Source organism: Streptomyces sp. GESEQ-4, assembly GCF_017948455.1.
In the GTDB taxonomy this organism is placed as follows: domain Bacteria; phylum Actinomycetota; class Actinomycetes; order Streptomycetales; family Streptomycetaceae; genus Streptomyces.
The window spans coordinates 77602-89869 of the sequence record NZ_JAFFSU010000012.1 but is presented as its reverse complement, the minus strand read 5'-3'; the positions used below and the strand labels follow the sequence as shown (position 1 = coordinate 89869).

At 69.9% G+C, this 12268-nt stretch carries 13 protein-coding genes and 2 pseudogenes; 9 read left to right on the top strand and 6 right to left on the bottom strand.

Translation table 11 applies throughout. The annotated features are described in order from the left end of the window. Positions 1-87: 87 nt before the first annotated feature. A complete protein-coding gene (locus KCH48_RS23375) occupies positions 88-474 on the bottom strand; it encodes a hypothetical protein (protein ID WP_246885747.1) in 387 nt (128 codons plus the stop codon). Positions 475-763: 289 nt separating this feature from the next. Between KCH48_RS23375 and KCH48_RS23370 the strand changes: the two genes are divergently transcribed. Continuing rightward, positions 764-1156, top strand: a complete 393-nt coding sequence (locus tag KCH48_RS23370) for a tyrosinase family oxidase copper chaperone (RefSeq protein ID WP_210576651.1) — start codon at positions 764-766, stop codon at positions 1154-1156. Further along, a complete protein-coding gene (locus KCH48_RS23365) occupies positions 1140-2000 on the top strand; it encodes a tyrosinase family protein (RefSeq protein ID WP_210576650.1) in 861 nt (286 codons plus the stop codon). The genes KCH48_RS23370 and KCH48_RS23365 overlap by 17 nt, the downstream gene beginning before the upstream one ends. Before the next feature lie 185 nt (positions 2001-2185). Here the strand turns inward: KCH48_RS23365 and KCH48_RS23360 are convergent, their stop codons facing one another. From KCH48_RS23360 to KCH48_RS23350, 3 genes are all read right to left on the bottom strand, one after another. Further along, complete coding sequence (locus tag KCH48_RS23360; protein WP_210576649.1) at positions 2186-3145, bottom strand: D-2-hydroxyacid dehydrogenase family protein; 960 nt, start codon at positions 3143-3145, stop codon at positions 2186-2188. A gap of 91 nt (positions 3146-3236) precedes the next feature. Then, on the bottom strand, positions 3237-3449 hold the full coding sequence (locus KCH48_RS23355; RefSeq protein ID WP_210576648.1) for a hypothetical protein: 213 nt from the start codon (positions 3447-3449) through the stop codon (positions 3237-3239). Between the two features lie 50 nt (positions 3450-3499). Further along, a complete protein-coding gene (locus KCH48_RS23350) occupies positions 3500-3736 on the bottom strand; it encodes a DUF5133 domain-containing protein (RefSeq protein WP_210576647.1) in 237 nt (78 codons plus the stop codon). A 175-nt stretch (positions 3737-3911) separates the two neighbouring features. On the opposite strand from KCH48_RS23350, the gene KCH48_RS23345 reads away from it, so the two are divergent. From KCH48_RS23345 to KCH48_RS23330, 5 genes and pseudogenes are all read left to right on the top strand, one after another. Then, the gene (locus tag KCH48_RS23345; RefSeq protein WP_210576791.1) at positions 3912-4700 is read left to right on the top strand and encodes a VOC family protein; all 789 of its coding nucleotides are present in this window, start codon (positions 3912-3914) and stop codon (positions 4698-4700) included. A gap of 29 nt (positions 4701-4729) precedes the next feature. Beyond that, entirely contained in the window at positions 4730-6487 is a 1758-nt protein-coding gene (polX, locus tag KCH48_RS23340) for a DNA polymerase/3'-5' exonuclease PolX (protein WP_210576646.1), read from the top strand. Between the two features lie 121 nt (positions 6488-6608). Then, positions 6609-7028 (top strand): CBS domain-containing protein, encoded by a 420-nt coding sequence (locus KCH48_RS23335; protein WP_210576645.1) that lies wholly within the window; start codon positions 6609-6611, stop codon positions 7026-7028. 109 nt (positions 7029-7137) lie between these two features. After that, positions 7138-7425 (top strand): annotated as a pseudogene (locus KCH48_RS42345) (PAS domain-containing protein); the annotation flags it as partial. A gap of 60 nt (positions 7426-7485) precedes the next feature. Continuing rightward, positions 7486-8616 (top strand): annotated as a pseudogene (locus KCH48_RS23330) (SpoIIE family protein phosphatase); the annotation flags it as partial. 17 nt (positions 8617-8633) lie between these two features. Here the strand turns inward: KCH48_RS23330 and grpE are convergent. Both grpE and KCH48_RS23320 read right to left on the bottom strand, forming a co-directional pair. Further along, the gene (gene grpE / locus KCH48_RS23325; RefSeq protein WP_210576644.1) at positions 8634-8882 is read right to left on the bottom strand and encodes a nucleotide exchange factor GrpE; all 249 of its coding nucleotides are present in this window, start codon (positions 8880-8882) and stop codon (positions 8634-8636) included. 66 nt (positions 8883-8948) lie between these two features. After that, positions 8949-9791: a GntR family transcriptional regulator gene (locus KCH48_RS23320; RefSeq protein WP_210576643.1), complete on the bottom strand. Its 843-nt coding sequence runs from the start codon at positions 9789-9791 to the stop codon at positions 8949-8951. A 247-nt stretch (positions 9792-10038) separates the two neighbouring features. Here KCH48_RS23320 and KCH48_RS23315 point away from each other — a divergent pair, with 247 nt between their 5' ends. Then, positions 10039-11466: a cellulose binding domain-containing protein gene (locus tag KCH48_RS23315; RefSeq protein ID WP_210576642.1), complete on the top strand. Its 1428-nt coding sequence runs from the start codon at positions 10039-10041 to the stop codon at positions 11464-11466. A 69-nt stretch (positions 11467-11535) separates the two neighbouring features. After that, complete coding sequence (locus tag KCH48_RS43450; protein WP_374104705.1) at positions 11536-12267, top strand: hypothetical protein; 732 nt, start codon at positions 11536-11538, stop codon at positions 12265-12267. Position 12268 lies beyond the last annotated feature (1 nt).

Sequence of the window (12268 nt, the reverse complement as noted above, 5' to 3'; positions counted from 1 at the left end):
GCTCGGGGCCCGCCGTATGCGGAGGTGGGCCTGCTGTCGGGCTCCGGCTGCCGAGAACCGGATCAGAGTCTCAGAACTCGCACGCCTTCACTTGCTCAGCATGGTGCCGAGCCCGGCCGCGGTCGGCGCCTGCAGCGGGCGGACCTGCACGGAACCCTTTCCGGCCGGGTTCTTCACTGGAATCGTGGGCTTCTTGGCGGCGTCCGGGTCCATTCCGTCCAGATAAATGCCGGACATTCCGCCCGAGTTGTTCTTGTCGAACGCGCTGCCCTTTCCGATCCCGCCCTCACGGACCAACTGCGTCACGGTGTCGGCCGCCGGCACGACAGCCGGAGACACCTTGGTCGGGGACATGAGACCGAGCGGAGCCGGGGTCGTACCCGAACCTCCGGCGGCAGATGCCGCGGCGGCGGAGCCGCCCACAAGACCCGCACCGATGGCCAACGCCGCTGTGGTGAAAACTGCCTTCTTCATGATTCACCTCGCTTGAAAAGTTACCTCTGATCCGACGGTTGGAGAACATAGCAGTCCATGGCCTCCGTAAAAGCGACGCGTTGCTCCATACGTATGAAAGTCGCGGGAGTGAAGAATGCAATGCGCAAGGCGCCGTGGAGGGATTGGAATGTGATCGGCGAATCGATTGATCGTATGGTTCGCCCGGTGTGGTCCGGCTGAATTGCTGAAAGGGATGAGGAATTCGGTGACCGTGGGGAGGGCTGGGCGGTTGCTCGTACGGACAGCCGAACCGTACGAGGAGTGAGCGATGACGATGGGTACGCCGCGGCGGGAGGTGACGCGGGGGCTGCTCGCCTCCGCCGTGGCCCCGTTCGTCACCGCATCCCGGCGCCCGTGGTCCGCGGACGGGCCGCCGGAGGAGGGGGCCGGTGCAGCCTTCGACGAGGTCTACCGGGGCCGCCGTATCCAGGGCGTCCAGGTGTCCCTCGGCCCCCTCGATGTCGCATGGCACGTCACCGTGGACGGGCATCCGCTGCATCTCATGCGCCGGGCCGACGGCAGCTGGGTGAGCATGCTCGACCACTACAGCTGGTTCCGGACTCCGCTGGAGGCGACCCGCGCGGCCGTCGACGAACTCGGGCCCGGAGCGCTGGGCGGCGGGCACTCGCATCAGAAGGCGGAGCATGACGTACGTGCGTAAGAACGTCAGCAGGCTGACGCGGGCCGAGCGGCGGCGGTTCGTGGAGGCGTTGCTGGAGCTCAAACGGAGTGGCGAGTACGACGAGTTCGTACGGCTCCATGTCGCGCACTTCGTCGGGGACGGCCACCGCGGTCTGCGCGCCGCCCATATGACGCCCTCGTTCCTGCCCTGGCACCGCCGGTTCCTGCTGGACCTGGAGAGCGCCCTGCACCGAGTCGACTCCTCGGTGACGGTGCCGTACTGGGACTGGACCCGGGACCGTACGACCACCTCGGTGCCGTGGACGGACGAGCTGCTCGGCGGCAACGGGCGGCGGTTCGACCGGCAGGTGATGACCGGGCCGTTCGCCTACGCTGCGGGCCACTGGACCATCCGGGTGGGCGTCACCGACGACGAGTTCCTCACCCGGGACCTGGGCCGCCCCCGCAGACCGATCACCCTGCCCACCGAGGACGATCTGAACCGGGCGCTGGACGACCCCGTCTACGACGTCTCCCCGTGGGACTCGACGGTGACCAGGGGGTTCCGCAACCAGCTGGAGGGATGGGGGAGCGGCAGCAATCCATGGCGCAACCACAACCGCGTGCACCGCTGGGTCGGGGGCGCCATGCTCGGCGGCGCGTCCGTCAACGACCCGGTCTTCTGGCTGGTCCACGCCTTCGTGGACCTGCAGTGGCAGCGCTGGCAGCAGCGTCACCACAACCACCGCTATCTGCCGGACCGGCCGCCCGGCCGGGGCAGTCCCCAGCATGGCCGTATCGTCGCCCGGCACCAGCGGCTGCCGCCGTGGGATGTCACTCCGGACGAGTTGGAGGACGTGTCCCGCATCTACCGGTACGCATGAGGTACCGGCAGAAAAATGGCTCGGTCCCGCGTCCGACGTCCACTAGCCTCCGGGCGGGGGACGGCGGTGAACTGGGCGTCGCGTACGGCCTGTTCAAGGAGCATGCGCGAGCATGCGCGAGCATGCGCGAGCAGGCCGGGGTCGCCGACATCGCCTGACGCGCCGGCATCGCTCGACCGCCGACGTCAGGGCAGTTGTCGTACCGGAGAACCCGCCAGGAAGGCCTGGATGTCCTCCACCGCCTGGCCGTAGTACGTCGCGTAGTTGGCCTGCGAGACATAGCCCAGGTGGGGTGTGGCGAGGAGGCGTGGGGCGGTGCGTATGGGGTGGTCGGCGGGGAGGGGCTCGGTGTCGAAGACGTCGATGCCGGCGCCGGCGATCCGTCCCTCGTGCAGGGCGGTGAGCAGGGCGTCCTGGTCGACGATCGCCGCGCGCGAGGTGTTGATCAGGTACGCCGTCGGCTTGAGCAGGGCGAGTTCGGCGGGGCCGAGGAGGCCGCGGGTGCGGTCGCTCAGGGCGAGGTGGATCGAGACGAAGTCGCTCTCGGCGAGCAACTCCTCCTTGGAGGCGGCCAGTTGCGCGCCGCACTCGTCGGCGCGTTCCTTGGTGAGGTTCTGGCTCCAGGCGTCGACCCGCATGCCGAAGGCGAGCGCGACCTGCGCCACGCGGCTGCCGATCTTCCCGAGGCCGAGAAGCCCGAGGCGGCGGCCGTGTAGATCGGCGCCGACGGTGGACTGCCACGGGCCGCCCGAACGCAGGGCGCCCGCTTCCTCCACGATGCCGCGGGCGAGGCCCAGCAGCAGGGCCCAGGTCAGTTCGACGGGCGGGGTGGAGGAGCTGCCGGTGCCGCAGACGGTGACGCCGTGCGCCTCGGCGGCGGCGTAGTCGATGACCGTGTTACGCATGCCGGAGGCGATCAGCAGCCGCAGCCGGGGGAGCCGGGCGAACAGCGAGGCGGGGAAGGGGACGCGTTCCCGGAGGGTGACCACGATGTCGAACCCGGCGAGCGCTTCGGCGAGGGCGTCCTCGTCGGGGAAGTGCGTGGAGAAGGGGACGACATCCACATCGTCCGCGAGCGGCGACCAGTCGGCGACCTCCGTCGCCACCCGCTGAAAGTCGTCGAGCACAGCACAGCGCAGCCGCACGGAGGCTCCTTTTCGTGGCCGGGGCCCAGTATCTGACGCACCCTAAGCCGATCTGGCAGCACCAGTCGACCGGCGGCCGGCCGAGTCTGCCTCAGCGTGCACAGCCGACATCCAGTACTTCGATCACGTCGCCGTGGACCGTGTAGACGAGCCAGCACCACTCGCCGAACGCTGCCGCCAGGTCAGCGTCCTGGATCACCGCGTCCTGGGTGACCGCGCCGATGAGCGTGATGATCTCCTCGTGCGTCTCGTCCGGCACGTCGAAGAGCACGCTGGCGGCCCGTTGGATCAGTTCGACTCGCATGGCGCTCACCGCCCCCAGAGGGTCCCTCACGACCACCATAAAGCCACGCCTCACGCGGAGACCTCGGTCTGCGACGGCTTCGCGGCCGAGGCCCGGGTGAGGAAGCGCTCTGCCTTTGCCGCGGCGTCGGCCGCGTTGCGTTGTCCCATGAGGACGCAGAGCGTGTAGGCGGCGTCGTCGAGCCGACGGTAGCTGTGTGGGCTCGCCGGGTCGCGCAGCAGACCGGCCCATGCGGACCGGTAGGCGTGAAGTGCTGCGGCGACGGTTCTGACGTGGGGTTTCAGCATCTTCGTCTCCACACCCGCCGTAGGCCGAAGGGGGCACCTCCATGGTGCGCGTTTCCGTCGCGGCGGGCGACCGCGAGCACCGACGAGCCAGGCGATGTGCAGGACCGGAACCTGGGTTGGACACTGTGGTGAAGAGCAGCGATTGCCGGGGGAACGAGACCGGGGCGCGATGGCCATGAATCACGACGCGGCGGACGTCGTCTTCACCCGTTCCGTGTTCGGAGCTCCGTGCTGGGTGAGTCTGGCCAGCCGCGACCTCGAGGCCACGCAGGCCTTCTACGGGGCCGTACTGGGCTGGCGGTGGCGCGACGCGAGGCTGGGCGACCGTTTCCGGACCGCGCTGGCGGACGGGGTGCCCGTCGCCGGGATCGCGGGGGTGGCCGGCATGTGGCAGATGGGCTCGGCCTGGACGCCGTACTTCGCCGTGGTGGACGCGAACGACACCGTGGCCCGCGTGCGGGAGCGGGGCGGGACCGTGGCCGTAGGGCCGCTCTCCTTTCCTCCCGGGCGGGCGGCGCTGGTGGCCGACCGTGACGGGGCCGCGTTCGGGATGTGGGAGGGGAAACTCGTCACCGAGTGGGAGGCGTGGCGGCAGGCGGCGTCCACGTTCATCGTCCTGCACACCCGGGACGCCTTCGACGCGGCCATCTTCTACGGGGAGATTCTCGACTGGGCCTCGGGCCTGCCCGGTTGCTGCGAGGTCGAGTACGCGGGCGACAAGGTGTTGCTGCGCAGCCGGGGCGAGATCGTGGCCCGTATCGAGGCGGGTTCGGTGGAGACGCCGCCTGACCCTTCCGTCCGGTCGTACTGGCAGGTGCACTTCATCGTGGACGATGCGGGGGCGTGCGCCCGGGCCGCGGAGCAGCGTGGTGGCCGCGTTCTGGAGGAGAGCGAGCAGGAGGCCGTACTGCGTGACCCCGACGGTGCCCAGTTCACGGTCACAGTACGTGGCCGGCACGCATGAAACAGGCGTTGTCTGCCTACTCGTAAGCCATGGCTCGGTCCAACGACGAGGTGGCCGCGCTGTTCTTCGAATACGCGGACCTGATCTCGATCACCGGAGGAGACGCGTTCCGGACGCGCACCTACGAGAAGGCCGCGCGCTCGATCGGCGGCTACCACGCCGACGTCTCCACCCTCGACCTCAAGGGTCTCCAGGAGATCCCCAACGTCGGCAAGTCCATCGCCGAGAAGATCCTCGAGTACTTCCGCGGCGGCAGCGTGTCCGCGGTCGAGGAGCTGCGGGCGAAGATCCCCGCCGGGGTCCGGCGGCTGACCGCCATCCCCACGCTCGGCCCGAAGAAGGCCTGTGTCCTGTACGAGGAGCTGGGCATCGCCTCCGTCGAGGAACTGGCCGACGCCATCCACGAGGAGCGGCTGCGCGACCTGAAGGGCTTCGGGCCGAAGACGGAGGAGAACATCCTCCACGGCATCGAGCTCCTGCAGTCCTCCGGAGAGCGGGTCCTGCTCGACGTCGCCATGGACCTCGCCGACGACATCGTCACCGAGCTGTCGCAGGTGACCGGCTGCGAGCGGTGCGCCTACGCCGGATCACTGCGCCGCGTCCGCGAGACCATCGGCGACATCGACATCCTCGTCGCGGCGCGGAAGGCGGAGCCGGTCATGCGGGCGTTCACCGAGCTGCCGTACGTCTCGGAGGTCATCGCGCACGGCGAGAAGAAGACGTCCATCCGCACCACCAAGGGCCTGGCCGTCGACCTGCGTGTCGTCCCGCCGGACTCCTGGGGCGCGGCGCTGCAGTACTTCACCGGGTCCAAAGCGCACAACATCCGCACCCGGGAGATCGCGGTCCACCAGAAGCTCAAACTCTCCGAGTACGGGCTCTTCGACGCCGAGAGCGGCAAGAAGATCGTCTCCGAGACCGAGGAGGACGTGTACGCCCGCCTCGGCCTGCCCTGGATCCCGCCCACCCTGCGCGAGGACCGCGGCGAGATCGAGGCCGGGCTGCACGACGAACTTCCCGCCCTGATCCAGCAGAAGGACATCCGGGGCGACCTGCACACCCACACCGACCTCACCGACGGTCTCGCCCCGCTGGAGGAGATGGTCACCGCGGCCGCCGAGCGCGGCTACGCCTACTACGCCGTCACCGACCACGGGCCCAACCTGTACATGCAGCGGATGACCGACGAGCGGATTCTGGCCCAGCGCGAGCGCGTGCGGGAGCTCGACGGCGCTCATGGCGGCAGGGGTGGCAGAGGCCTGCGGCTGCTGCACGGCGTGGAGTTGAACATCGACCCGGACGGGGACGTCGACTGGCCGGAGGAGTTCCTGGCCGGCTTCGATCTGTGCGTGGCCTCCGTGCACTCGCACTTCAACCAGTCGCGCGAGGCCCTGACCCGGCGGATGGTCCGGGCCTGCGAGCACCCGTACGTCAACATCATCGGCCACCCCACCACCCGGATCATCGGCAAGCGGCCGCCCATCGACGCCGACCTCGACGCGGTCTTCGCCGCGTGCGCGCGCACCGGCACGGCGCTGGAGATCAACGCGCACCCCGACCGGCTGGATCTGCGCGACGAGGACATCCTGCGGGCCAGGCGGCACGGCGTGAAGTTCGCTGTCGACAGCGACGCCCACGCCACCCTCCACCTCGCCAACATGCGCTACGGCGTGGGCACGGCGCAGCGCGGCTGGCTCACCAAGGACGACGTGATCAACACCTGGCCGGAGGCACGGTTGCGGCGCTTCCTGCGCAAGGGCAGGACTGGTCGTAGATCCGGCGGCTGACCGCACCCCCGTCACCCGAATGGCGTACCACGGCACGGGGGCACGGAGTGCCCGCGCATAGCGTGGAAGCGCCGTAGCAGGACGAGGGGGGAGTCGGACGCTTTCCACACAGGAGGACTCCATGCCGGTTGCCGGGCAGATCATGCACCGAGGCGCAGAGTGCATCAACAAGACGGAAAACCTCGCACGCGCCGCCGAGTTGATGAAACGACTGGAGGTCGGCGCGCTGCCGGTCTGTGAGGACGACGGCAGGATGTGCGGCATCATCACCGACCGCGACATCGTGGTGAAGTGCGTCGCCGAGGGGCGTGACCCGGCCGGGACCGAGTGCTCGGAGCTGTGCCAGGGCACCCCGCAGTGGATCGACGTCAACGCCGACGTCAGCGAGGTGCTCGCCACGATGGAGCGGCACCAGATCAGGCGCCTGCCGGTGGTCGAGAACAAGACGCTGGTCGGCATGATCAGCGAGCGGGACATCGCGCGGCACCTCAGCGAGCATCAGATCGCCGAGTTCGCCGAGCGGGTGTACGCCACCGCCTGAACGTCTTCGGCAGCGTGGGCCGGCTGCCGCCGGCCCACGCTTGTATGCACAATGGAGAGAGAAATGTCCCTTTAGTGTCGATGGGGACGCGGCGCCTGGGGTGAGCACGATGAACACGTACCGTGCGTTCCTTCCGGCGACCGAGCCGGCGGTTGCGGCCGTCGATGCCGCGGGGACGGTCATCGCGTGGAGCCCTGGTGCTCAGATGCTGCTGGGCTACGCGCCGGACGAGATCGTCGGACGCGCTGCCTCCACGCTGCTGACGGGCGGCCGGCTGCCCGACCGGGCCCGGCGGCACCTGGCCGAACGCAGAGCGTGGATGGGCAGGCTCGTCCTGCGGGACCGGGCAGGACGTACGGTCGAGGCCGATCTGCAGGCGTGTCCGCTGGCCGGCGCCGATGGAGACATGCCGTGGTGGTCGGTGCAGGCGGCTGTTCCGCAGGACAGCGACGGAGCGGCGCTGGCGCTGCAGCGCAGTCTGCTGCAGCAGCGGCTGCCCACGTTGCAGGCGGTGGAGATCGTGACCCGCTATCTTCCCGCCGATCCGCACGCGGGCGTCGGCGGCGACTGGTTCGACGTCATCCCGCTGTCCGGTGCCCGGGTCGCTCTCGTCGTGGGCGATGTCGTCGGCCACGGCATCCATGCCTCCGCCGCGATGGGCCGGCTGCGGACGGCGGTGCGCACCCTGGCCGACGTCGACCTGCCCGCCGACGAGCTGCTGACGGACCTCGACGACCTGATCATCGAAGAGGCCCGGGAGAGATCCACCTCCGACGGGGAGGTCGGCGCGACCTGTCTGTACGTCGTCTACGACCCCACGTCCCGCCACTGCACCGTGGCCAGCGCGGGCCACCCGGCGCCCGCTGTGGTCACCCCGGACGGCACCGTCGACTTCCTGCAGGTGGAGCCGGGCCCGCCCCTGGGCGTGGGCGGTGTGCCCTTCGCGGCCGTCGACTTCGCGCTGCCGGAGGGCAGTCTCCTGGTGCTTTACACCGACGGTCTCGTCGAGTCCCGCGGGCGCGACATCAACACCGGGATGAACGCCCTGCGCCGCGCCCTGACCCGTACCGCCTCCTCACTCGACGACGTGTGCGACGCGGTCCTCGACACTCTGCTGCACCGTGAGCCGGAGGACGATGTGGCCCTGCTCGTCGCCCGGACCCACCCGCTCGACACCGACCATGTGGCCACGTGGCGGGTCGCCCCCGACCCGGCGGCCGTCGCGGACGCCCGCCGGTGGGCCGCCGCGGGGCTGGAGGGGTGGGATCTGGCCGACGCCGTGCCCACCACCGAGCTGATCGTCAGCGAGCTGGTCACCAACGCCATCCGGCACGCCCACGCCCCGATCATGCTGCGGCTGATTCACAACGGCATGCTGATCTGCGAGGTATCCGACGGCAGCAGCACCTCTCCGCATCCGCGCCGGGCCCGGGTCCTGGACGAGGGCGGGCGCGGACTGCTCCTGGTCGCGCTGCTGTGTGAGCGGTGGGGCACCCGGCACACCGGAGCGGGCAAGACCATCTGGGCCGAGCAGCCCCGCCCCCTGCACGTCGTCGTCCCGGCCAGTGACCCGCCCGTCGCTGCGTGAGCATGATCGGCACTCCCTCACGAGGGAGGGAGCGCGGGCCCGGTGACCTCCACGTGGGCGGGGCGCAGCAGTTGGTCACCGAGCCGGTATCCGGATCGCAGGATCTCCGTGCAGATCAGGTGGTCGGAGTGCGGGGACACATGATGCGCCACTGCCTCGTGGCGGGCGGGGTCGAAAGGGTCGCCTTCCTGGCCGAACGCCTTCAGGCCCAGCGCACCCAGCTGGGTCCGGAGGGTGTCGGTGATGTCCTTGAGGCCCGGGGTCATGGGCTCGTGGGAGCAGATGTGCGGCGGCCCCGTTTGCCGTGATGCGGGGGATGCACCGGACGCGGCTCACGGTGCCGACTGGATGTCCCCGCGTGTGGAGGACGTGATGGTGTCGCTGTGGGCGAAGTCGCCCGGGGGGATGCCGGGGTGGTGGCCGAGGGCGGTCGGGGGCGCCGCCGCTGCCGAGGGGCCGAGGGTGAGGCGGGAGACGATGCGGTAGCGGTCGCCGCGGTAGACCGAGTGGACGTACTCGACGGCCCGACCCGTGGTGTCGGAGGTGAGCCGCTCGAAGAGCAGGGCGGGGGACAGCTCGGGCACGTCGAGCAGTTCCGCCTCGGCGCGGGTGACGACGGTCGGCTCGATGGCCTGCACCGCCTCCTGGACATGCACGCCGTGCTGTTCGCGCAGGTGCTCGTACAAGTCGCCGGTTTCCAGTTCCCCGGCGGACAGGGTGGGGACCAGGTCGGCCCTGATGTGCAGGTGCTCGATGGCCATCGGGGCGCCGTCGACCAGGCGCAGCCGTGCCACGTACACGATCTCGGCGGCGGGGGAGAGGCGCAGCTTGCGGCCCACGCGCGCGCCTGCCGGGATGGTGGTGAACTCCAGCAGGCGGCTCGACCAGGTCCCAGAGGCCTGAGGCACCGTCATGGTCTGCTGGGCGGAGACGAGTTCCTGGGTGATCTTCTCGGGTGCCACGAACATGCCGCGGCCGTGTTCCCGCACCAGAAGTCCCGCGGCCACGAGCTCGTCGACCGCCGCGCGCAGGGTCGGGCGGGACACGCCCAGCTGGGCGCACAGGGAGCGCTCGGAGGGGATCGCGTCGCCCGGGCGGTGCGACTCGACGAGGCCGAGGACGAAGTCGCGCACTCGCTCCCGTTTGAGCACCGCGCCTGGTTCGTCGGCCTTCATGTCGCCCTCCCTGATGCGCGGATCCTCAGTTGACCAGTTGACCAGTTGACCAGTTGGCGCCCGAGGTCGGGTCCTTTGGTCAGGGAATCTAACTGCCGCGAAGGTCAAATCCGCCAAGTACGCAGGGGGTTGACGCCGCGATTGGTCTATGCCAACTTCATCCCCACATCAACAGGTTATCTGTCCAGTGAGCTTCACTGGTCAAGTGGTAAGGGCCGGCGCAGGACCGTTCTGGAGAGGAATAAGGATGAGATTCGCGAAGAACCGGCTGCGCACCACCGCGGTCACCGCCGTAGCGGCGGCCATGGGTGCCGCCGCGCTCACCGCACTCCCCACCACCGCGAGCGCGGCCGCCGACGGGCTGAGCGTCCAGTACCGTACGAGCGCCACCGGGGCCAGTGCCGATCAGGCCGAACCCTGGTTCAAGGTGACGAACACCGGTGCCACGAGCGTGCAGTTGAGCGGCGTCAAGATCCGGTACTACTTCAAGGCCGAATCGGCGAGCGCGAGTTACCGCTTCGCCTGTTCCTGGGCCGTCAAGGGCTGCGCCAACGTCACGGGCACCTTCGGCACGCTCGCCAACCCGACCGCCACCGCCGACCGCTACCTGGAGATCGGCTTCACCTCCGGTGCCGGTTCACTCGCTCCGGGCGCCGACACGGGCGATATGCAGCTGCGCTTCCACCAGTCGACGTGGGCGCCGCTGAACCAGAGCGACGACTACTCCTTCGGCGCCGCCCGGACGTCGTACGGCGACTGGTCCAAAGTCACGGGGCAACTGTCCGGCACCACCGTGTGGGGCACGGCCCCCGCGGGCAACGAGCCGACGGACCCGCCCACCGACCCGCCGACCGATCCTCCGGCCGACGGTGCCGCGCTGTTCGACGACTTCAACTACAGCGGCCACACCGACCCGAAGATCTCGGCCAACGGCTGGAGCGTGCGCGCCAACTCCGGCGGCCCCGGCGTGCCCGGCGCCACCTGGGCGCCGGAGAACGTCACCTTCGCCAGCGCGGGCGGCAACTCCATCATGAACCTGGAGACCTCCACCGCCGGCACCGCGGGAAGCACCGAGCACACCGAGATCCTCACCCGGGCGATGAAGTTCAAGAACGGCACCTACGCGGCCCGGGTCAAGTTCAGCGACGCGCCCAAGTACGGCCCGGACGGCGACCGTCTCGTCCAGACGTTCTTCACCATCAACGACCTCAAGGCACCGCTGGCGGACGACTACGCCGAGTACGACTTCGAGTACCTGCCCAACGGCGGCTGGGGCGAGCCGGCGAACATCCTCTACACGACGTCCTGGGAGACGTACCAGGCCGACCCGTGGGTGGCGGTCAACCAGCACAGCGAGAGCCGTCAGAGCTACGCCGGCTGGCACGACCTGGTGCTGACCATCGACAACAGCACCATCAAGTACTACGTCGACGGACAGCTCTTCGGCACGCACGACGCCGCGTACCTGCCCGAGCGGCCGATGTCGATCAACTTCAACCAGTGGCTGATCGACCTCGCGGGCCAGACCAGCACCACGGCGCGGGCGTACGACCAGCAGGTCGACTACGTCCTTCACGTCAAGGACCAGGTCCTTACGCCCGCTCAGGTCGCCGCCAAGGTGACGGCGTACCGCAGCGCGGGCACCGTGTTCCAGGACACCGTTCCCAGCAGCTGATCTCCGTACCCGGCGCCGGGGTCCTGTCGATCAGCGGGCCCCGGCGCCGGGCCGACGGCTCGCGGCGGCCTGGGTGATGGCCTCCTCGCCCAGTACCTCGACGCGCCACCGCGCCTGCCCTACCTGGTCTTCGGCGCCCTGCTGCTGATCAGCGTCGCTGCGGTCGCGCTCACCCCCGAGACGGTCGAGAAGCCGCCGGTCCGGCCGGCCTACCGCCCGCAGCGCGTCAGCGCCGACCACGGCGACCCGGCCGGGTACCTGGCCGCCGCAGCCGCGGGCTTCGCGTCCTTCGGTCTGTTCACCTCGCTGGCCCCCCAGTTCGTCGGCGACCCCCTGCACCACCCGTCCCGCGCACTGGCCGGGCTGACCGTGTTCGCCGTGTTCGGCGCCGCTGCGGTGGCGCAGACGCTGACCAGCCGGCTCGATGCCAAGGTGCGCGGCAATCTCGGCCTGTTCGCCCAGGCCGCCGGGATGGCCGCACTCGCCGTCGGCATGCAGACCGCCAGCCTCCCCGTGTTCCTGGTGGCCGGCATCGTGGCCGGCAGCGGCGCCGGAGTGCTGTTCAAGTCCGCGGTCGGCACCGTCGTAGCCATGGCCACCCCGGCCGAACGCGGCGAAGCCCTCGCCGGGCTCTTCCTCATCTCCTACCTGGGCCTCGCCCTGCCCGCGATCGGCCTCGGCATCGCCACCCGCTACATCGCCGTCACGACCGCGATGACGTGGTTCACCGGCGCCCTGCTCGCCCTGCTCACCACGGCCGCTGTACTCGCCCGCCGCACCGGCCCTCGCCCTCGCGGGTAAA